Below are 20,202 nucleotides of genomic sequence, written 5' to 3' on the forward strand. Positions count from 1 at the left end.
CTGTGCTGCACTGCTCGGCGTTCGGCCGGACAGCTGCAGCACGGCGCCCTTCTGCGGGTAAGCATCTTGCGACCGGCCAGCCCTCGGGCATGCGCGAACGCCCGTCCGGGTGACCCCGGACGGGCGTGCTGACGCTGTGTTCCTACTGTCCGGGCTCGTCGAAGCGCTTGCGGAAGCGCTCCTCCATGCGGTTGGACAGGGTCGGGTTGGCGCTCGGACTGTCGGTGTGCTTGCCCGCCTTCGCGGCGGCGCGAGCACCGGGCTGTCCGAAGACGAACAACCCGACGGCGGCGACCATGGCGAGGAATCCGAGGACACTCACCACGACACCGACGGCCAGCAGACTCTGAGTAGCAATGACACCGACAACGAGAGCGACAAGACCGACGAGGAACGCGATGCCGGCCAGGATCGGCCGACGCCTGCGGATACGGCCGACGTTCACACTCGTGGCGAACTTCGGGTCGTCCTGATACAGGGCGCGTTCTATTTCATCGAGCATGCGCTGCTCGTGCTCGGAGAGCGGCATGGGTCCTCCTCCGGCACCGGACCGACGCTGGTGGGTCAGGGAAACGGCCGCCGACGAGCGGCCTACGTCAAGGATACGAGCACTCGCCACGGACCGGTAGCAAACGCTCAAATCTCATCCTCCTGCGGTGCCCGGTCGGGATGGACCGAGGGACCGGTGGACGGAGCGTGGGGACCGCGGCGGCGCTTCACGGCCGGTCCGAGCAGCGTCGCCGGGCCGAGGGCCGCCGCCCCGAATCGGGCTCTGACCAGGTCCGTTGCCCCCTCCGCAGCCACCCTGTCCGGCGCCGCGCGCCGGGGCGGGGCCGGCGGGGCCGACCGTGGGTGCGCGGCTGGGTCCGGCATCGACCCGACCGCGGTGGACCGGGACGGTCGCGACCCGGACCCCCTCGGGGTGTCCGAGAACTCCTTCCGGGTGTCCGGACCGCCGTCGGACGGTGCGTCGTCGAACGCGAAGGCGAGCTGCTCGACGACCTGGTCGGCACGAACCAGACCCTCGAGCCGGACGCCCAGCAGTCGGATGCGTCGGCCGGCCAGGGGCACCCGGTCCAGCAGGGCCCGGGCGGTGTCGTAGACGGTGGGCGTGTGGTCGGTGGGCGTGGACAGGGTGAGCGACCGGCTGATCGTCGTGAAGTCGTCGAACCGGATCTTGAGGGCCACGGTGCGCCCCCGGATGCCGCCGGCCCGGGCCCGTCGCCCGGTGCGGTCGGCCAGCTGCAGCAGTTCCCGGTCCAGCACCACCCGGTCCCGGGTGTCCTGGGCGAAGGTGTTCTCGGCCCCCAGCGATGCCTCGCTGGACTCGGTGGTGACGACCCGGTCGTCGCGCCCCCAGGACAGGTCGTGCAACTTCGCGCCCACCGCCTCGCCGACGGTGCGGACGAGCAGGGCGCGGTCGGTGGTCGCCAGCGCGCCGATGGTGGATGCGCCGATGGCCTCTAGGGTCGCGGCGGTGGCCGGGCCGACCCCCCACAGCGCCCGGATGGGCAGCGGGTGCAGCACGGACAACACCTCGGCGGGGGGCACGACGAGCAGCCCGTCCGGTTTGGCGAGGCCGGACGCGAGCTTGGCCATGAACTTGCTCGACGCGGCGCCGACGGTGGCCGGTAGGCCCAGCTCGGTGCGGATGCGGGTCCGCAGATGGGCGGCGACCGCCCCGGGCCGGCCGAGGGTGCGGGAGAGGCCGGAGACGTCCAGGAAGGCCTCGTCCACGGACACCGGTTCGACCAGCGGCGTGATGTCGCGGAAGAGAGCCATCACCGAGGCGGACGCCTCGGAGTAGGCGGTGTGGTCGGGCGGGACGATGAGGATGCCCGGGCACAACGCCTGCGCGGTCCCGGTGGGCATGGCCGACCGGACACCGTGTCGCCGGGCCTCGTACGTCGCGGACAGGACGACGCCGCGCCCGTCGCCGCCGGCCACCATCATCGGTCGGCCACGCAGCTCGGGACGACGACGGATCTCCACCATCGCGAAGAACGCGTCCATGTCGACGTGCAGCACCGTGCACCGGCTGTCGTCGACGGCCTGCAGGTCGGTGGTGACCAGTCGGGGGGTGCCCTGCCGGGCACTCATCGCCGACCCCGCCCGGCACGGGGACGGCGCTGCCCGGCACGGGGACGACGCCGCGTGGCGGTGGCGGGCCGGGCTCCCTCCGGGGGGAACGACCGGACCACCGGGACGGAGCGGGGCACCCTCACGGGGACGGGGCGGGGTCCGGGTTCGACGGGACCGGCTTGCGAGCGAGGACGTGCAGGTCGCCGGCGATCCGACGCAGCGGTTCGTGCACCGCCAGTTCCTGCTCCAGAGCCGCGAGGTCCCCGTCCGACGCCTGCGTGGATCGCCCGCTCAGCAGGCCCGAGACGACCCCCAGGCCGGTGACCTGGTCCACCTCGAGGCCGGCTGCGGCGAGGTCGGCGGAGATGCCGGCGATGTCGAAGCGGCGTCGGAGCGGGTCCCGCGGCCCCCAGCGGCCGGCCGGGTCCGCCAGCATGGCGCGCGCCTCACCCGCGCGACCGGCCAGCGCCTGGCCGAGGACGGCGGACAGGAGGCCCGGCACGAGCAGGGACAACCGGCCGCCGGGCCGGAGCGCCGCAGCGAGGGACGACAGGGTGGAGGGCAGGTCGTCGACCTGCTCGAGCAGGTGATGGCAGACCACGAGATCGGCCTGACCCTGGGGGACGACTCCGGCCAGCCGGTCGGCGTCGGCCTGGACGGCGTGCACCCGGTCCGCCACCCCGGCTTCGGCGGCCCGGCGGCGCAGGATCGCCAGGGCATCGATGGAACTGTCGACCACGGTGACCACGCAGCCCTGACGGGCCAGCGGGACGGCGCGTGTACCGCTGCCGCCTCCGACGTCGATCACCGTCGACCCGGGGGCGACCAGGGCGGCCAGGGCGGCCTGGACCGGGTCGACGACCACGGCGCGGGCTCCGTCCTGCATGCGTGCTCCTCCTGGTGTGGCCGGCCGGCCGCGTGTCCATCGAGTGGTGATGCGCGGGGTGGTGGGAAGCGTAGCGGCGGACACCGACACGGCCGCCCCGGCGGGCATTCGTGGCGATCGGTGACGGTACGGTGATCGTCGTGTTGATCGCGAGCGTGCTGAGTCTCAAAGGTGGTGTCGGGAAGACCACGGTCACCCTCGGCCTCGCGTCAGCTGCCCAGCACCGCGGGGTGGACACCCTGCTGGTCGATCTCGACCCCCAGATGAACGCCACCACCACCGTGGACCCGGAGACCGCCGTCGGCGCCCTGGGCAGCGGGGTCGATCCGGCCGAGGACACCGCCGACCGCCGTCCCCACGGATCCGCGACGATCGCCGAGGTGCTCGACGATCCCCGCCGCAAGGTGGTCGAGCGTGCCGTCCGACCGTCGGGCTGGGGTGACCACCTCCGCGTCCTGCCCGGGAGCGAACGCGTCGAGGCCCACAACCACCCCGATCCCGGATCGAAGCACCTGGCCCGGTTGGCCCTCGCGCTGTCCCGCGTCGATCCGGCCCCCGAGCTCGTCCTGATCGACTGCCCACCGTCGCTCGGTCAGCTGACCCGGAGCGCCCTGGTGGCCGCCGACCGCGCTGTCCTGGTCACCGAGCCGTCCCTGTTCGCGGTGACCGGGGTCCAGCGCGCCCTGGAGGCCGTCCAGCAGGAACGCACCAGGGGTGATCTGCGACTGCAGCCCCTGGGCGTGGTCATCAACCGGTTCCGGCCCCGGGTGTCCGAGCACGAGTACCGACTGCAGGAGCTGCGGGACCTGTTCGGGCCCCTGGTCCTCTCCCCCGTGCTCGCCGACCGCTCGGCCGTCCAGCAGGCCCAGGGCGCGGCGGTGCCGATCCACTCCTGGCCGACGGCCGGCGCACGGGAGATCGCCCACGACTTCGACGCCCTCCTGGACCGCCTGCTCCGGGCGGGGAAGATCAGACGCCGCGGCTGATCCAGGTCGCACCCGACCGACGCTGGGCCCGCACCTCCGCGCCCACGGCACGGCCGAACGGTGGTCAGGCTCTCTGCACGGCGCTCTCCGCCAGCTCGAGGAACACCGCCACCTGCCGGATCATGTCGTCGGCCTCCCGGGCCGAGATGGTCGTCGCCAGGCCGGCTTCCGCCGCCTGCCGTTTCCCGGAGCCGGCCGCGAAGAACGCCGCCCACTCGGCGAGATCCGGGGCCACCCTCGTCATCAGCTCCCATGCGCTGCCACGCCGCCCCCGGACCGGGCGGGCCCGAGCCGCCAGCACCGCAGCGGCCGCCCGGAGCGCAGCCAGATGGGCGATCGCGTAACGATCGGCCGGTGCCCGCTCCCCGATCGCCCGGCCCAACCCCCGTCCGGCATCGGCCAGCAGATCGCGGACGGCCTGCGACATCGGAGCCTCCTCGGCAGAGCCGCCCGGCCCCGGACGCCGACCGGCGGCCGCTGCGCCGGATCGCGGTCGCGACCCGGTGGAACGTGCGACCGGCGCGCCGCCACCGGATCGCCGCCCCGCGGACGGTCCGTCTCCGGACGCACGGTCGGCCGAACCGTCCGCATCTGCCGACCGCCGTCCCACCGACCGCCGTCCCACCGGGGGCCGGACCTCGGACGGACCCTCGGCGGGTCCACCGTCCGTCGTCACCCGGCCGACGGACGCGACATCGGGGACCAGGGACAGCGTGGTCGCTCCCGGCTGCGACCGCCGCCGCGGCCCCGGGGTGGTCAGACCGGGCCCCGCACCGAAGGGCGGAGCCGACACGGACCGCACCGTGGGTTCGGCCGGACCTCGCGCGGGCACCGGACCCGCGCCGCGCCCCTGCTCGCCGCCGGCGGCGACAGCGACCGGAAGGGCGGGGACATTCACCGGACGGGCGGGGACGTCCACCGGACGGGCCGGGACGGCGGAGGAGACCGGGAACAGCGCCGGCCGTGCGCCCCGCCCGACCCCACCGTCCGGTGACGGGAGGGCAGCGCGGGACCACCCGGTCAGCGCCGGGAACAGCGTGGTGGGTGTCATGACTGCTCCTCGGTCGGCGTCGGGCGCCGGTGGACATGTGGTCGGGCGGGGGCGCCACAGGCGCGGACGGCGGTCCGGGGACCGGCCGGGAAACGCCCGGCCGACGGACGACAGGCAGCGCGACGGCCAGCCACGGGGCACGGCCCGGCGCGGTGGGACACGGGGGCGGCACCCGACCGGTACGGACGGACCGGTGGATCGGGGACGGTCTCACGTGCCACGGTCGGCCTCCTTCTGTCCCGGGACGGCCCGCCACCCGATGTGCGACCGGGATCGTCCCTGCTGGTGTCGTTCGTTCGAACTCATGTTCGAGTGTACCTCTGTAGTCTGACAGAGGCCCGGCAGCGGCCCGGCAGCGGCCCGCGGGGCACCCTGCTGTGCGGCACCCGTTCGCCGTGGTCTCATGGCGACTGTGAACGACCGCTCGTCCCGGCCGACCCGCGGACTTCCCCGGATCCTGCCGGGGACCACCGACAGTCCTGCCTCGTCGACCACTCCCCTGCGGACCCGCGCGGTGCGATCCGCCGGTGTCCCGACCACGGCCGATCCGGGCGGCGTCCGGTGAGCGATCCGGAGACGCTGACCGTCCTCCGACTGCCCCCGGCGGCTTTCCGGGCCCGCCTGGACGAACTCGTCGATGTGTACGTCGCCGCCATGCGGTATCCGGGCGGCGTGGGCCAGGGACGGATCACCCTGTGGGAGGAACACAGCCGGCGTGCCCATTTCGACTGTGTCGTCGCGGTCGACGGGAACGACGCGATCCGGGGGTTGGCCTACGGCTACCAGGGCCTGCCGGGTCAGTGGTGGTTCGCCGAGGTGCAGCGCGGCGCCCGGATCCGGGGCGGGGACGTCGAACGGTGGCTCACCGACTTCTTCGAACTCACCGAGTTGCACGTCCGTCCCGACACGCAGGGTTCCGGCCTGGGCGAGATCCTGCTGCGGCGGCTGCTCGACGGCCGCACCGAACGGGACGTGCTGCTCTCCACCCCCGAGGGCGAGAACCGGGCCTGGCGGCTGTACCGCCGGCTCGGCTTCCAGGACGTGCTGCGCGATTACCGGTTCACCGGCGACGCGCGGCCCTTCGGGGTGCTCGGTCGCCCTCTCCCGCTCGACGGGTCGAGCGGGGCGAGCGGGGCGAGCGGGGCGAGCGGGGCGAGCGGGGCGAGCGGGGCGAGCGGGGCGAACCCCGAACAGGATCCGGCCTAGCGCCCGACGGCGCTCGGCAGCCGGGCCAGGGTGCGGGCCAGCGGATCCAGCCCCATGCCACCCAGCTGCAGTGCGGCGGTGTGGAAGGTCTTGAGGTCGAACGCGCCGCCCTGTCGGCGACGCGCCGCTTCGCGTCCCGCCAGCCACACCCGCTCGCCCACCTTGTAGGCCGGGGCCTGACCCGGCCACCCGAGGTAGCGGTCGATCTCGTCCCGGCACCGGGCCGGGTCGGCCAGGGTCCGCGTGGTCAGGAACTGCAGCCCGAGTTCCGGGGTCCACCGCTCGCCCTCGTGGAAGCCGGTGTCCGCCGGGATCCGCAGGCGCAGGTGCATGCCGATGTCCACGACGACCCGGGCCGCCCGGAAGAGCTGCTCGTCCAGCATGCCGAGCAGATCGCCGTCGTCGTCGAGGTAACCCAACTCGCGCACGAGCCGTTCGGCGTACAGGGCCCACCCCTCGGTGTAGGCCGACGGACCCGCCAGCAACCGGCGGAAGTCGTTGAGCCGGTCACGGCTGTGCACGGCGGTGGCGATCTGGAAGTGGTGGCCCGGCACGCTCTCGTGGTGGACGACCGTGGCCTCCCGCCACGTCGAGAACACCTCACGGCCCGGATCGACCGACCACCACATCGATCCGGGTCGGCTGAAGTCGTCACTGGGCCCGAGGTAGTAGGCGCCGATGGGTCCGCCCGGCGGAGCGATCCGGCAGTCGAGGCGTCGGATCGGGTCGGCGATGGTGAAGTGGGTCCGGCCCAGTTCGTCGATCGACCTCTCCGACAAGTCCTGCAACCACCGCTGCAGCCCGTCCTGCCCGTGCACCTGATGACGCGGATCGGCGTCGAGGACCGCGGCGGCGGTCGCCGGTCCGCCGCCGCCGATCCGGGCTGCCACCGTCCGCAGTTCCCGCTCGATGCCGAGGAATTCCGCCCACCCCCAGGCGTACGTCTCCTCCAGCGGCAGCACAGCGCCGAGGTGGTCCCGAGAGCCCCGCTCGTACCGTTCTCGTCCCACCGCATCCTCGATGGGAGCCCGGGGCGCCAACTCGTCCCGCAGGAACGTCCCGAACGACGCGAAGGCGGCGTGGGCGGAGTCGACAGCGGCCGCGACATCCCGGCCGAGGACGTCGTCCCGGTCGAAGCGGACCAACCCGCTGAAGTGGCCGGCGGCGTCGCCCGATCCGGCAGTCACTCCGCACTGCCGGGCGCACCGGACGATCTGCCGGACGGCGGCGACCCGGCCCTGGTCCGCGGCGTGCAGCAGGGACATGCGGTACCCGGCCAGGGTGTCCGGCACTGCGCGCAACCGGCCGGCGACGGCGCTGAGCTCGTCGTCCGTTCCGCGCGGCATCAGGTCGAAGGCCGTCCGCACCCGTTGGAGCGGGGACTCGATGACGTTCAAGTCGGCGTGCTGCCATCCGGAGGCGAACTGGTCGGACTCCGCCGTCAGACGTTCCTCGATGACCTCCCGGGCCAATTCCTCCCCTTCTCCGGCGGGGGTCGTGAGCCGCAGGGCGGTGAGGGTCTCCCGGACGACGTCGTGCCGCCGGTCCAGTCCCTCCGGCGAGAGATCGTCCAGGCCCGGGCCGGCCGGGTACCCCAGGTAGAGAGCGGTGACCGGGCTCGTCGCGGCGACAGCGCGGACGTGGTCGTCGGAGATGCGGTCGACGGCGGTCTGCGTGCGCATGGACGGGAGGCTACCGGCGCCGGTCGCGGCGTCAGCGGGGGCCGTTCGGCGCCCGGGACCGCTCTGCGCGGGTCACCGGTGGCGGTCGGGGCGTGGTCCCGGTCGGCGGCGGGGACCTCCCCGAACCCGTCGCCGACCGGTGACCGACCGATGTCGGCGGCGGCGGGTCTCCCGGGCGTTCCCTCCTCGCCCGGGGCCTGCATGTCGCGCTGTCCGACTCCAGAAGCATGTCTGGACAGCCGCTCCGCGACCGTCCGGCGATCGGCGGACGGACCGGGGGAAAAGGGATGTCCGCCGATCGGTGGACACCCATCCGAGAGCAGGTGGGCAGGATCCGCGCGGCCGGGTCAGCGCAGAGGAGATCGCACAGAGGGGATAGCACGGAGGGGATAGCACGGAGGGGATCGCACGGAGGGGACCGCACGGAGGGGTCTTCCGGCAGTGCTGGTCGACCGTTGGGGCGGAGCGATCGCGGCGGGTGCCCGCCGGTCGTCAATCGCTCTCGGGTCGCCGATCGAGCACGGTCCGGTTGGGGTGGTCCGGATCGGCTCCGACGTTCTCGTCGACCAGGGCATGGGCGATCTCGGTCGGGGTGTCGTCGGCCCCCGCGGCTTCCGCACCGTGCCCGCTCAGGCCGTCCGGTTGCGCGTCCTGGTCCTCCTGCTCCCCCCGGAAGGCGGCCCGCACGGTGAGATGGGCGGCCACCGGAGCGGTCACGAACTGCAGGACGACGATGAGGGCGAGCTCGCCGATGATGGCGACCGTGCCCAACCGCAGGCCGAGCCCGATCATCAGCAGGACGATGCCGAGCACCTGGGGCTTGGTGGCGGCGTGGATCCGGGACATGGTGTCGGGAAACCGCAGGACGGCGATCCCGGCGAGCATGGACAGCAGTGCTCCGCCGACCAGGCAGACCGAGGCGATGGTGTCGACGACGCTCATCGGCGGTCCCGGGGCAGCAGTTTGGCCAGTCCGGCCGACCCGATGAAACCGAGCAGGGCGACGACCACGGCCACCACCAGCATGATCGGGCTCTCGGTGTCCGCGGCGATCAGCACGAGGACCCCGACGATGATCGCCAGGATGATGTCCAGGGCGGCGGCGCGGTCGATCATGGTCGGCCCCCGCACGAGCCGGATGGCGGAGAACGTGGCGCCGAGCCCGAAGAGCACCCCGCAGATCCACATGGTCACGGTCATCGTCGCGGTCCCCCCTTCCGGCGTCGCGTCATCGGCGAGGACCCACGGCGGGCGGCGCGGTCGCGGACGCCCACCCGGTCGAGGACCGGCCCGGGCGCCTGCGGGTCGTCGGTCCCGAAGGCCTCGACGATGCGGCGTTCCTGCGCGCGCACCTTGTTCGCGAACTCGTCCATGGTCGCCTGGTCGGCGTCGAGCACGTGGATGAGCAGGGTGCGCTCCTCGGGGTCGGCCTCGATGATGAGACTGCCGGGCACCAGGGACACGGCGAGTGCGGTCAGGGCCTGGACGAGATCGGAGTCGGTGGTCAGCTGGACGGTGGTGACCTCGGTCCGTGGCAGGCGCGGTCGGATCGCCAGCCAGGCGATGTGCACGCTGGCGACGACCATGTCGACGAGGAAGCGGCCGATCAGGACGGCTGCCTTGCCGGGGTGCACCCCCACCCGGAACTCCAGCGACGGCAGCGGGAAGACGAACAGCACGATGGCGCTGCAGACGACCCCGATACCGATGAGCACCGGGTTGATCGAGCCCCACAGGAAGATCCAGATGATCACCAGCACCACGAGGGCGACGAGGTAGGTCTGCCAGTGGGTCCGACGGCTGAACTCCCGCCCGCGGATCTCCCACTGACGTTCCCGGCCGCGCACGCGCCCGGTCATGACCCGCCCCCGGTGGTCTCGGCCGGACCGTCGACGGCCGGCGCCTCGCTCGGCGCGGATGGGTCGGAGGTCGGCTCGGACGCCGGGGCCGGGTCGGGAGCGGTTCCGCCGACGGATCCGCGCAGCTCGTCCTCCCCGTCCCCGGTGGTGCTGGTGACGGCGTTGACGTAGACGGCCGGGTCCATGAGGTTGTCGGCGGCGCGCTGGGTGAAGGCGTACACCGGGCCGGCTCCGATGGTCAGCACGAGCCCGACGGCGACCATCGCGGTGGTGGCGCCGATCATCCCGCCGGGCAGGCGGGCCACCTCGTCCTGGGTGCGGCGGCGCGCGGCGGCCCGGGTGGCACGCTTCCGGGTGCCGGTGGACATGCCCGACTCCGCGCCGGTGGTGGTGCGACCGACCTGCGTGTCGGGGTCGACACCGTGGTCGTGCTGGTGGTCGTCGTCGACGCCCTCGGGCACGGGACGCCAGAATGTCCGACCCCACATGCGGACGATGGCGTACAGGGTGAGCAGACTGGTCAGCGCACCGACGCCGACGACGATCAGCGGGAGGACACGACCGTCGGCCAGGGCCGCCTCGAACAGACCGACCTTCCCGAGGAACCCGGACAGCGGCGGCACCCCGGCGAGGTTCATGGCCGGGATGAAGAACAGCACCGCCAGCACGGGGGCGGCCGAGGCCAGGCCGCCGAGCCGGGCGAGCATCGTGGTGCCCGCCACGCGTTCGATCAGTCCGGAGGCCAGGAACAACGCCGTCTGCACGAGGATGTGGTGGGCGACGTAGAAGATGGCCGCGGAGATGCCGGCCGCCGAGGCCAGACCGACGCCGAAGATCATGTAGCCGATGTGCGAGACCAGGGTGAAGGAGAGCAACCGCTTGATCCCCGGTTGCACCACGGCGCCCAGGATGCCGACCAGCATGGTCAGGCCGCCGGCGATCATCAGCAGGGTGCCGTACGACCCGGGGAAAAGCAGGGTCTGCACCCGGATGATCGCGTAGACACCGACCTTGGTGAGCAGCCCGGCGAACACGGCCGTGACCGGCGCGGGCGCGGTCGGGTAGCTGTCCGGCAACCATGCCGACATCGGGAACACCGCCGCCTTCACGCCGAAGGCGACCAGCAGGACGGCGCCGAGAGTGGCCTTGATGCCCGGTGGCACGGTGTCGAGCTTCCCGGCCAGGTCGGCCAGGTTGACCGTGCCGGTGGCCGCGTAGATCAGGGCGATCGCGGACAGGAAGATGATCGAGGACAGCAGCGAGACCACGATGTACGGCGCCCCGGCCCGCAGCCGCTCCTTCGTCCCGCCGAGGGTCAGCAGGACGTAGCTGGCGGTCAGCAGGATCTCGAAGCTGACGAAGAGGTTGAACAGGTCGCCGGACAGGAAGGCGTTGGAGACGCCGGTCGCCAGGATGAGGAACGTCGGGTGGAAGATCGACACCGGCGTCTCCGACTCGCCGCCCCCGCCCTCGTCCTCCCGCCCCTGTGCGATCGCGTACACGAGCACGGCGAGGGTCACCGTCGTAGAGACGACCAGCATGAACGCGGCCAGTCGGTCGGCGACCAGGGTGATGCCGAACGGCGCCGACCACCCGCCGATGTGCATGACCATCGCGCCGTTGTTGTCGACCCAGACGAGCATGGCCAGCGCGACGACGAGTTGAGCGGCCAGGGCGGAGACCGACAGCATCCGCTGCAGCTTGGGCCGACGACTGGCGATGAGGGTGACACCGGCGCCGGCCATGGGCAGCACCACGGCCAGCGGCAGCAGGGCCACCATCGAGGACGGGTTCATCTCACTCCTCCCCGCCGGTCGCCGGGCTGTCGACCAGGTCCTCGTCGGGATCGTCCTGGACGTCGACCTGCGAGGTCGACCGGTAGTTGCGGTACACCATCGCCAGCAGGAACGCGGTGACGGCCAACGAGATGACGATGGACGTCAGGATGAGCGCCTGCGGGAGCGGGTCGGCGTAGGCCTCGTCGCCGGACACCTCGCCGACGATCGGCGGCTCGCCGTCGGTTCCCGAGCTCAGCAGGAGCAGGTTGACGCTGTGGCCGACCAGCAGGAAGCCGAGCAGGACCCGGACCAGGTTGCGCGACAGCATGAGGTACACCCCGGCGGCGAAGAGCGCGCCGATGGTCAGGGCCATGATCAGGTTGGTGGTCATCGACGAGTCCCCCGTCCCGTGTCGGCGGTGCGGCGGCCCCGCCGGGAACGGGGTGCGTCGTCGTCGAGTCGGTCCACGACGGCCTGTCGGTCGAGCTCGGCACCCAGCGAGCGCAGGACGTCCAGCACCAGGCCGATGACGACGAGGTAGACGCCGATGTCGAAGATCGTGGAGGTGACGAACTTCAGCTCCAGGCCCAACACCTCGCCCTGGAAAATCGTGGACTGCAGGGCCGACCCGCCGCCGACGAGCCCGACGACGGCCATTACCGCGGCGATCAGCAGACCGATGCCCATGACGATGCCGGCATCGACCGGGGCGGCCTCCCCGAGCTCGAAGGCGCCGCCGGCCAGGTACCGCAGGGTCAGCGCGAGACCGACGATGAGCCCGGCCGCGAACCCACCACCGGGCTGGTCGTGCCCGACGAACAGGACGTACAGCGAGAAGACCACGATGATGTGGAAGATCAGCCGGGTGACGACCTCGAGCAGCAGGGAGCGTCGCGGCGTCCAGTCGGTGGCCAGCCACGGGGACGGGCGGCGAGGCTTGGCCGCCTTCGGCAGCGCGGTGGGCCGGCGCGGCACCGACCCGGTGCGCTGCGACAGGAACACCAACGACGCGACCCCGGTGGCGGCGGCGATGAGCACCGAGATCTCCCCGAAGGTGTCCCAGCCCCGGACGTCGACCAGGATGACGTTGACGATGTTGTAGCCGCCGCCGTAGCTGACGGACGGGTCGGGAAGCGCGTCGGAGATCGGCGCCACGGTCCGGGTACCGGGGATGATCAGCGCGAGAGCCGTCATCAGGGCGCCGGCGAACACGGCGACGACGGCACGGAACCCGTTGCCCTTGCGGGAGGCGAACAACGCCCGGTCGGGCATGCGGGTGAGGACGAGCAGACCGGCCACCAGGGTGACCGTCTCGACCAGCAGCTGGGTCAACGCGAGATCCGGCGCTCCTCGCAGGATGAACAGCACGGCGACGGCGTACCCGACCCCGCCGACCAGGATGATCGCGACCATGCCGCGCTTGACCCGGAGCAGCACCACGGCCAGGGCGAGGATGACGGCCGACAGCAGCACCTCGGCCGGGTCACCGAAGGTCTCGACCGACTTCGGCCCCACCCCGGCCTTGATCAGCATGGTGCCGGGGAACGCGATCAGGACGATCAGGATGGCGCCGAGGGAGACGGGCAGGGAGCCCCGCTGCGTGGCGTTGGTGACCGCGACGGCGACCGCGTCGACCCCGGCCGTGGTGGCCCGGTAGGACCGACCCGGCTCGGCCGCAGCGGGGCGGGCGATCTCTCCGGCGTGCTCCCGGCGACGCTGACCGAAGAAGATCACCGTGCCGAGCAGCCAGCCCGTCGCGGACAGGGCGAGCGGCAGGTTGAACCCGTGCCACAACGCCATGGCGTCCTCGTGGGTCTCACCGGCGGTGCCGGCGTAGGACTGCACCAGCGGCTCGAGCAGCTGCGGGACGAGTCCGAGCACCAGGCCCAGCGCGGCGAGCCCGACGGCCGGGCCGGTCATCCACGGGGAGGACGGGGAGACCTCGGTGTCGGCCTGCCCGGGCTTGTCGGAGAAAGCCCCCCAGAGGAACCGGATGCTGTAGGTGACGGTGAGCGCCGATCCCAGGGTCATCACCACGGCGCCGCCGGCCCCCCAGGCGCCCCCGTCCAGGATGCCGGCGTAACCCGCCTCCTTGGCGGCGAACCCGATCATGGGCGGCACCCCGGCCATCGAGACGGCGGCCAGCACGCTGACCCAGAACATCACCGGCATGGAGCGGCGCAGGCCACTGAGCTTCGTCAGGTCCCGCGTCCCGGCCGACGTGTCGATGACCCCGACCACGAAGAACAACGCCGCCTTGAACGTGGCGTGCGCGATCAGCATGGCCAGGCCGCCGAGCAGGGCGTCCGGGTTGCCGGTACCGATCAGCAGGGTCATCAGGCCGAGCTGGGACACCGTGCCGTAGGCCAGCAACAGCTTCAGGTCGCGTTGCCGCAGGGCGACGACGCCGCCGTAGAGCAACGTGATGCCGCCGAGGACCATCAGGACCGGCTGCCACAGGGACAACGCGGCGAAGGCGGGCGCGAGCCGGGCGAACAGGTAGATGCCCGCCTTGACCATGGTGGCGGCGTGCAGGAACGCGCTGGCCGGGGTGGGCGCAGCCATGGCCCCCGGGAGCCAGAACGAGAACGGCACGATCGCCGACTTGGTGATGCCGCCGACGATCATCAGCACCACCGAGGTGGTGATCAACGGCCCGGACGGCGGTGCCGCGAGAATGCTGGACAACGTGTACGTGCCGGCGTTCTCCCCGAGCATGACCGCGCCGACGAGCATGACCAGCCCGCCGGCGGTGGTCACGATGAACGCCTGGGTCGCCGCAACCCGGGAGGAGCGCTTGCCCGACCGGTGGGCGATCAACAGGTAGGACAACACCCCGGTGAGCTCCCAGAAGATGACCAGGAGCAGCAGGTTGTCGGCGAGCACCAGACCCAGCATCGAACCGGCGAACGCGAGCAACGATCCGGTGTACTTCCCGAGGCCGTCGTCGTCGGCCGGGAAGTACCGCCCGGAGTACAGGAAGACCAGGGTGCCGACCCCGGCGACGACCAGCGTCATGACCAGGGACAGGGCGTCCAGGCGCAGGTCGATCCCGATGGACAGGGTCGGGATCCAGTCGACGTGGACCAACCGCTCGCCGCCGTCGAGGACCGCGGACAACTGGGCGCCGGCCCAGACGGTGGTGGCCAGCGGCAGGAGCCCGCAGGCCATGAGCGCCGGACGGCCCCACCGCTTGCACAGCGCCGGAGCCAGGACCGCGAGGACGACATAGGCGGCGATCAGGGCCGGTGCGAATTCGAAGACGCCCGCACCGGGACGGCTCAGCATCCGCGGATCCGGCGGAGGGGGGACGAAGGTCGGGAGCTGAGCGCTCTGTGGCGGGTCGGGTGGGGCCGGCCGGTCAGGCGCACAGGTCTCCCGGGGGTTTCGTCGATGGTTTCAATTAGTTTACCGGTCGCCACCCGTCCGGACGACGCCTTCGGCTCCGGATGAGCCCCGCCGCGACCGAGCCGCCACCAGGTCCCCCGATGACCGGGTGACGGCCTGCCAAGCTGGGTGACATCCACAGCGCCCCGCGGGGCGCACCGATGGGCAGGGAGCCTTCGATGGGCGCACTCATGAAGCTCGTGCACAAGATCGTCGACGCGCTCGCGCGCCGGAAGGTCCGCCGGGACGAGCAGCCGCCCGGGTCGCGCTGAGGCCACCACGCTCCGGAGCCGGGCGGCGGCATCGGATCAGGCCACGCCGGCCGGCCGGAACTGCACGCTGACCCGCGGACCGACCGGCCGCGTCGTCTTGGGGATCGCGTGGTCCCAGGTGCGCTGGCAGGAGCCGCCCATCACCACCAGATCGCCGTGCCCCTGCGCGAAACGCCGGGCAGGTCCGCCGTTCCGCGGCCGCAGGTGCAGTACGCGGTCCGACCCCACCGAGACGATGGCGACCATGGTGTCGGCCGCGGCACCGCGCCCGATCCGGTCGCCGTGCCAGGCGACGCTGTCGGAGCCGTCGCGGTACAGGCAGAGCCCCGCCGTGACGAACGGCTCCCCCAACTCGCGGGCGTAGTGGGCGGACAACAGCTCGCGCGCGTCGTCGAGCACCGGATGCGGCAGCTCGTCCTGGGGGCCGTACCAGGCCAACATCCGCGGGACCGCGACCTCCCGGTCGTACATCTGCCGACGCTCGGCGCGCCAGGGCACCGCCGTCATCAAGTGGTCGAGCACTGCGTCAGATCCCGTCAACCAGCCGGGGAGAACGTCGACCCACGCTCCGTCCGTCAACGGGAGGCGCCGGATCCGACCCGCGGGCGGGGTCACCTCCGGGAGGAGATCCAGGTCGAACATCGAGGGTTGCGCCGCGATCTGCATGGGCCGAGGCTAGCCCATCCTCGAACACCTGTTCGAGTTGTCCCCAGCAATTCTCCACACTGTGGACACCACGCTCACTCCACCTCCGGGGTGCTGCGCCGGCCGGGCCGATCTAGCGTCGTCCCATGGATCAACGACTGAGCCTCGTCACCCTCGGCGTTCGCGACCTCGACCGGGCGCGCCGGTTCTACTCAGCCCTGGGCTGGTCCGGTCAGGAGGTGCAGCGGACCGTGTTCTTCCAGCTGGGCGGGATGGCCCTGGTGCTCTGGGGACGCCCGGACCTCGCCGCCGACGCCGGGTACGACCCGGACGACACGGACCGTGGCGGCTTCGGCGGTATCGCCCTGGCCCAGAACGTCCGCTCCCCCGCCGAGGTGGACGCGGTCCTGGCGGCCGCCGAGGCCGCCGGTGGCACCGTCACGCGCCCGCCCGCCGAGACGTTCTACGGCGGGTACGCCGGCTACTTCCTCGACCCCGAGGGCCACGGGTGGGAGATCGCCTGGAACCCCGGGTTCCCGCTGGCGGAGGACGGCTCGCTCACCGTGCCCGACCTGGGTGGGAACTGATCGGAGACCGAGGGCTACGGCCAACGGGAGGTCAGGCCCCCAGACACCACTGCCCCGACCCCGCTGAGCGGGAGTCGGGGCAGCGATGGTCATCGGATCAGCTGCAACCGGAGGTCGAGCCGCAACCCTCGCAGACGTAGCACGCGCCGGAGGGGCGCATCTTCGTGCCGCAGGTGAAGCAGAGCGGGGCGTCGGCGGACTTGCCGATGACCAGCTCCAACAACTCGGTGGAGGAACCGGCCCGGCCCAGCGGGGCGGCCACGGTGGAGGCGGACTTGGGCGCCACCCCCGGGTCGTTCACCGAGCCGGCAGCCGCGCCCGGCTGCGCACCGTGGTCGGCGACTCCACCCGTTTCGACCGCGGGCCGCACCACCGGGGTGGCGTCCACCGAGGAACGCATCTCCTCGAGCACGTCGGACGTCGTCCCGGAGCCGTAGGTGTTGGACACCTGGGCCGAACGCTCCTCCGCGGAGAAGATGCCCAGCTCGGCACGGCTGTCGGTGGGCAGGTAGTCGAGCGCGATACGACGGAACAGGTAGTCCATCACCGAGGTCGCGATCCGCACGTCCGGGTCGTCGGTCATGCCGGCGGGCTCGAAGCGCAGGTTGGTGAACTTCGCGACGTAGGACTCCAGCGGGATCCCGTACTGCAGGCCCACCGAGACCGCGATCGAGAACGCGTCCATCACGCCGGCCAGGGTCGAACCCTGCTTGCCGAGCTTGATGAAGACCTCACCCAGGCCGTCGTCCGGGTAGGAACCGGTGGTCAGGTAGCCCTCGGCCCCGCCCACGGTGAACGAGACCGTCTGCGACGGGCGCTTCTTCGGCAAGCGACGACGCACCGGACCGGTCACGACCGGCGTGGCAGCGGCGACCGGCGCCGCGGCAGCGGCCCCGGACTGGTCGGCCGAGGACACACCGTGGTTCTTGTTCGACGCCGACAGCGGCTGGCCGACCTTGCAGTTGTCGCGGTAGATGGCCAGAGCCTTCAGGCCGTACTTCCACCCCTGGGTGTAGATCTCGGCGACATCGGCGACGGTGGCGTCCTCCGGCATGTTGACGGTCTTGGAGATCGCCCCGGAGATGAACGGCTGGACCGCGGCCATCATCCGGACGTGACCCATGGGCGCGATCGACCGGGCGCCCATGGCGCAGTCGAAGACCTCGTAGTGCTCGCGACGCAGCCCGGGGGCGTCGATGACGTGCCCGTTCTCGGCGATGAACTCGACGATGGCCTCGACCTGCTCACCCTGGTAGCCCAACGACTTCAGCGCGCGCGGCACGGTCTGGTTGACGATCTGCATGGAGCCGCCGCCGACCAGCTTCTTGAACTTGACCAGCGCGAGATCGGGCTCCACACCGGTGGTGTCGCAGTCCATCATCAGGCCGATGGTGCCGGTGGGCGCGAGGACCGAGGCCTGCGCGTTGCGGTACCCGTGCTGCTCGCCGAGCGCGATGGTCTGCGCCCAGACACTGGTGGCCAGCTTCAGGGTGGCGGAGTCGTTGCTGCCCATGGACCGGATCTGGTCGTTGGCGGCGGCGTGCTTGCGGATGACCCGCTTGTGCGCGTCGGCATTGCGCGCGTAGCCCTCGTAGGGTCCGACCACCCCGGCGAGCTCGGCGGAACGCCGGTAGGCGACGCCGTTCATCAGCGAGGTGATGGCCGCGGCCAGCGAGCGTCCGCCGGCGCTGTCGTAGGCGTGACCGGTGGCCATGAGCAGCGCACCCAGGTTGGCGTACCCGATGCCCAGCTGCCGGAAGTCACGGGTGGTCTTGGCGATCGGCTCGGTCGGGAAATCGGCGAAGCAGATCGAGATGTCCATCGCGGTGATGACGAACTCGACCGCCTTGGCGAACTGCGGCGCGTCGAAGACGCCCTCCGGGGAAAGGAACTTCAGCAGGTTGAGCGACGCCAGGTTGCACGACGAGTTGTCCAGGTGCATGTACTCGCTGCACGGGTTGGAGGCGTTGATCCGGCCCGACTCGGGGCAGGTGTGCCAGTCGTTGATCGTGTCGTCGTACTGGATACCCGGATCGGCGCACTCCCACGCGGCGGTGGTGATCTTGTCGAACAGCTCGCGGGCGTCGACGGTCTCGACGACCTCACCGTTCTGCCGGCCCCGGAGGCCGAACGCCGCACCCTCGTCGGTGGTGGCCTCGACGGCCCGCATGAACTCGTCGGAGACGCGGACGGAGTTGTTCGCGTTCTGGTACTGGACGGAGACGATGTCCTCGCCGCCCAGGTCCATGTCGAAGCCGGCGTCGCGCAGGGCGCGGACCTTGTGCTCCTCGCGGGCCTTGGTCTCGACGAACTCGGCGATGTCCGGGTGGTCCACGTCGAGCACGACCATCTTGGCCGCGCGACGGGTGGCGCCGCCGGACTTGATGGTGCCGGCGGAGGCGTCGGCGCCGCGCATGAAGGACACCGGGCCGGAGGCGGTACCACCGGAGGACAGCAGCTCCTTGGAGGACCGGATGCGGGACAGGTTCAGCCCGGCGCCCGAGCCGCCCTTGAAGATCAGCCCCTCCTCGCGGTACCAGTTCAGGATCGAGTCCATGGTGTCGTCCACGGACAGGATGAAGCAGGCCGAGACCTGCTGCGGCGACTGGGTTCCGACGTTGAACCACACCGGGGAGTTGAAGGAGAACACCTGGTGCAGCAGCATCCAGGTCAGCTCGTGCTCGAACACCTCGCGGTCGGTGTCGGCCGTGAAGTAGCCGTGCACGTCGCCGGCCCGCGTGTACGTACCCACCACCCGGTCGATGATCTGCCGCAGGCTGCTCTCGCGGGTCGGACTACCCACGGCGCCGCGGAAGTACTTGCTGGTGACGATGTTGGTGGCGTTGACCGACCAGGTCGACGGGAACTCCACGCCGCGCTGCTCGAAGTTGACCGTCCCGTCGCGCCAGTTCGTCATGACCACGTCACGACGTTCCCAGCTCACCTCGTCGTAGGGGTGCACACCCGCCGTGGTGAAGACGCGCTCGAGGTGCAGACCGCGGGACGCCTCGGTGGCGCCCTTGCGACGGCGACTGCCGCCGTTGGACGACGGAGCGGTGTCGACGGTTTCGGTCATGGGTGGGTCCTTCCCCTGGTGGTGCGAGGTCTGGTGGTACGCCGCGTGGAGCTCAGGCGCGATGGTCGTGACGCGTGGTGGTGTGGCTCGGTGATGTGGCGTGGAGTCGGTCGGCCGTGGGGGCGGTGGAACGGGGCGACGCCGGTGTCGCCGGTGAACTGCTGGTCCGGGTGTCGACGCGGGGATCGACGGGGCGGGAGGGGTGGGTCAGCCGACCGGGAGGGGCGGTCCGTGCTCCCCCGGCGGAGCTTCCGCCCGATCCGCGTCGGCCCGCATCGCCTCGATCTCGGCCGCGAAGTCGGCCGCCGAGTCGAAGGAGCGGTACACCGACGCGAAGCGGAGATAGGCCACCTCGTCCAGCACCCGCAACGGGCCCAGGATGGCCAGCCCGACCTCCTGGCTGGGCACCTCGGCCTGACCGGAGGCCCGGACGGTCTCCTCGACCTGCTGAGCGAGCAGGGCCAGTGCGTCCTCGTCCACGGGCCGCCCCTGGCAGGCGCGGCGTACGCCCAGCACCACCTTGGACCGACTGAAGGGTTCGGTGACACCGCTGCGCTTCACCACGGACAACACTGACTCCTCGACGGTGCTGAACCGCCGGGTGCACTGCGGGCATGACCGGCGGCGGCGGATCGCCTGCCCGTCCTCGATCTCGCGGGAATCGATCACCCGGGAATCGGGATGACGACAGAAGGGGCACTTCATC

17 protein-coding genes are annotated in these 20,202 nt (G+C 71.8%); 3 read left to right on the forward strand and 14 right to left on the reverse strand.

Translation table 11 applies throughout. The annotated features are described in order from the left end of the window. Nucleotides 1–142: 142 nt before the first annotated feature. From J2S58_RS05570 to J2S58_RS05580, 3 genes are all read right to left on the reverse strand, one after another. On the reverse strand, nt 143–529 hold the full coding sequence (locus J2S58_RS05570; RefSeq protein ID WP_205258449.1) for a DUF3040 domain-containing protein: 387 nt from the start codon (nt 527–529) through the stop codon (nt 143–145). 107 nt (nt 530–636) lie between these two features. Further along, nucleotides 637–2,100 carry a DNA polymerase IV gene (gene dinB, locus J2S58_RS05575; RefSeq protein WP_205258448.1) on the reverse strand — a complete coding sequence of 488 codons (1,464 nt, stop codon included), beginning with the start codon at nt 2,098–2,100 and terminating at the stop codon, nt 637–639. 121 nt (nt 2,101–2,221) lie between these two features. Then, the gene (locus tag J2S58_RS05580; RefSeq protein WP_205258447.1) at nt 2,222–2,968 is read right to left on the reverse strand and encodes a class I SAM-dependent methyltransferase; all 747 of its coding nucleotides are present in this window, start codon (nt 2,966–2,968) and stop codon (nt 2,222–2,224) included. Nucleotides 2,969–3,108: 140 nt separating this feature from the next. Here J2S58_RS05580 and J2S58_RS05585 point away from each other — a divergent pair, with 140 nt between their 5' ends. Continuing rightward, nucleotides 3,109–3,954, forward strand: a complete 846-nt coding sequence (locus J2S58_RS05585; protein WP_306826520.1) for a ParA family protein — start codon at nt 3,109–3,111, stop codon at nt 3,952–3,954. A gap of 64 nt (nt 3,955–4,018) precedes the next feature. On the opposite strand, the gene J2S58_RS05590 is transcribed toward J2S58_RS05585, so the two are convergent. Next, nucleotides 4,019–4,381, reverse strand: coding sequence for an SAV_6107 family HEPN domain-containing protein (locus tag J2S58_RS05590; RefSeq protein WP_205258446.1), 363 nt, complete (start codon nt 4,379–4,381; stop codon nt 4,019–4,021). 1,185 nt (nt 4,382–5,566) lie between these two features. Here J2S58_RS05590 and J2S58_RS05595 point away from each other — a divergent pair. Next, on the forward strand, nt 5,567–6,211 hold the full coding sequence (locus tag J2S58_RS05595; protein WP_306826523.1) for a GNAT family N-acetyltransferase: 645 nt from the start codon (nt 5,567–5,569) through the stop codon (nt 6,209–6,211). On the opposite strand, the gene J2S58_RS05600 is transcribed toward J2S58_RS05595, so the two are convergent. The 8 genes from J2S58_RS05600 to J2S58_RS05635 form a co-directional block, all read right to left on the reverse strand. After that, nucleotides 6,208–7,893, reverse strand: a complete 1,686-nt coding sequence (locus J2S58_RS05600) for a DUF885 domain-containing protein (protein WP_205258445.1) — start codon at nt 7,891–7,893, stop codon at nt 6,208–6,210. The genes J2S58_RS05595 and J2S58_RS05600 overlap by 4 nt on opposite strands. A gap of 492 nt (nt 7,894–8,385) precedes the next feature. Then, complete coding sequence (gene mnhG, locus J2S58_RS05605) at nt 8,386–8,835, reverse strand: monovalent cation/H(+) antiporter subunit G (protein ID WP_205258444.1); 450 nt, start codon at nt 8,833–8,835, stop codon at nt 8,386–8,388. Further along, complete coding sequence (locus tag J2S58_RS05610; RefSeq protein WP_205258443.1) at nt 8,832–9,092, reverse strand: monovalent cation/H+ antiporter complex subunit F; 261 nt, start codon at nt 9,090–9,092, stop codon at nt 8,832–8,834. Before J2S58_RS05610 ends, mnhG begins: the two co-directional genes overlap by 4 nt. Further along, nucleotides 9,089–9,751: a Na+/H+ antiporter subunit E gene (locus tag J2S58_RS05615; protein WP_205258442.1), complete on the reverse strand. Its 663-nt coding sequence runs from the start codon at nt 9,749–9,751 to the stop codon at nt 9,089–9,091. Before J2S58_RS05615 ends, J2S58_RS05610 begins: the two co-directional genes overlap by 4 nt. Next, on the reverse strand, nt 9,748–11,547 hold the full coding sequence (locus J2S58_RS05620) for a Na+/H+ antiporter subunit D (RefSeq protein WP_240189416.1): 1,800 nt from the start codon (nt 11,545–11,547) through the stop codon (nt 9,748–9,750). The genes J2S58_RS05615 and J2S58_RS05620 overlap by 4 nt, the downstream gene beginning before the upstream one ends. Before the next feature lies 1 nt (nt 11,548). After that, nucleotides 11,549–11,920, reverse strand: a complete 372-nt coding sequence (locus J2S58_RS05625; RefSeq protein ID WP_205258441.1) for a Na(+)/H(+) antiporter subunit C — start codon at nt 11,918–11,920, stop codon at nt 11,549–11,551. Then, complete coding sequence (locus tag J2S58_RS05630; protein WP_240189415.1) at nt 11,917–14,817, reverse strand: Na+/H+ antiporter subunit A; 2,901 nt, start codon at nt 14,815–14,817, stop codon at nt 11,917–11,919. Before J2S58_RS05630 ends, J2S58_RS05625 begins: the two co-directional genes overlap by 4 nt. Before the next feature lie 407 nt (nt 14,818–15,224). Beyond that, on the reverse strand, nt 15,225–15,854 hold the full coding sequence (locus tag J2S58_RS05635) for an alpha-ketoglutarate-dependent dioxygenase AlkB (protein ID WP_205258440.1): 630 nt from the start codon (nt 15,852–15,854) through the stop codon (nt 15,225–15,227). A gap of 125 nt (nt 15,855–15,979) precedes the next feature. Here J2S58_RS05635 and J2S58_RS05640 point away from each other — a divergent pair, with 125 nt between their 5' ends. After that, nucleotides 15,980–16,420, forward strand: a complete 441-nt coding sequence (locus J2S58_RS05640) for a VOC family protein (protein WP_205258439.1) — start codon at nt 15,980–15,982, stop codon at nt 16,418–16,420. A gap of 97 nt (nt 16,421–16,517) precedes the next feature. On the opposite strand, the gene J2S58_RS05645 is transcribed toward J2S58_RS05640, so the two are convergent. Next, the gene (locus J2S58_RS05645) at nt 16,518–19,496 is read right to left on the reverse strand and encodes a vitamin B12-dependent ribonucleotide reductase (RefSeq protein ID WP_205258438.1); all 2,979 of its coding nucleotides are present in this window, start codon (nt 19,494–19,496) and stop codon (nt 16,518–16,520) included. 207 nt (nt 19,497–19,703) lie between these two features. Continuing rightward, nucleotides 19,704–20,201, reverse strand: coding sequence for a transcriptional regulator NrdR (gene nrdR, locus J2S58_RS05650; protein ID WP_205258437.1), 498 nt, complete (start codon nt 20,199–20,201; stop codon nt 19,704–19,706). Between the last annotated feature and the right edge of the window lies 1 nt (nt 20,202).

Source organism: Nakamurella flavida (assembly GCF_030811475.1).
GTDB lineage: Bacteria > Actinomycetota > Actinomycetes > Mycobacteriales > Nakamurellaceae > Nakamurella > Nakamurella flavida.

Bases quoted from the DNA above. Each gene is read 5' to 3' on its own strand.
- J2S58_RS05570 (WP_205258449.1), bottom strand. From the start codon at position 529: ATGCCGCTCTCCGAGCACGAGCAGCGCATGCTCGATGAAATAGAACGC.
- dinB (WP_205258448.1), bottom strand. From the start codon at position 2,100: ATGAGTGCCCGGCAGGGCACCCCCCGACTGGTCACCACCGACCTGCAG.
- J2S58_RS05580 (WP_205258447.1), bottom strand. From the start codon at position 2,968: ATGCAGGACGGAGCCCGCGCCGTGGTCGTCGACCCGGTCCAGGCCGCC.
- J2S58_RS05590 (WP_205258446.1), bottom strand. From the start codon at position 4,381: ATGTCGCAGGCCGTCCGCGATCTGCTGGCCGATGCCGGACGGGGGTTG.
- J2S58_RS05600 (WP_205258445.1), bottom strand. From the start codon at position 7,893: ATGCGCACGCAGACCGCCGTCGACCGCATCTCCGACGACCACGTCCGC.
- mnhG (WP_205258444.1), bottom strand. From the start codon at position 8,835: ATGAGCGTCGTCGACACCATCGCCTCGGTCTGCCTGGTCGGCGGAGCA.
- J2S58_RS05610 (WP_205258443.1), bottom strand. From the start codon at position 9,092: ATGACCGTGACCATGTGGATCTGCGGGGTGCTCTTCGGGCTCGGCGCC.
- J2S58_RS05615 (WP_205258442.1), bottom strand. From the start codon at position 9,751: ATGACCGGGCGCGTGCGCGGCCGGGAACGTCAGTGGGAGATCCGCGGG.
- J2S58_RS05620 (WP_240189416.1), bottom strand. From the start codon at position 11,547: ATGAACCCGTCCTCGATGGTGGCCCTGCTGCCGCTGGCCGTGGTGCTG.
- J2S58_RS05625 (WP_205258441.1), bottom strand. From the start codon at position 11,920: ATGACCACCAACCTGATCATGGCCCTGACCATCGGCGCGCTCTTCGCC.
- J2S58_RS05630 (WP_240189415.1), bottom strand. From the start codon at position 14,817: ATGCTGAGCCGTCCCGGTGCGGGCGTCTTCGAATTCGCACCGGCCCTG.
- J2S58_RS05635 (WP_205258440.1), bottom strand. From the start codon at position 15,854: ATGCAGATCGCGGCGCAACCCTCGATGTTCGACCTGGATCTCCTCCCG.
- J2S58_RS05640 (WP_205258439.1), top strand. From the start codon at position 15,980: ATGGATCAACGACTGAGCCTCGTCACCCTCGGCGTTCGCGACCTCGAC.
- J2S58_RS05645 (WP_205258438.1), bottom strand. From the start codon at position 19,496: ATGACCGAAACCGTCGACACCGCTCCGTCGTCCAACGGCGGCAGTCGC.
- nrdR (WP_205258437.1), bottom strand. From the start codon at position 20,201: ATGAAGTGCCCCTTCTGTCGTCATCCCGATTCCCGGGTGATCGATTCC.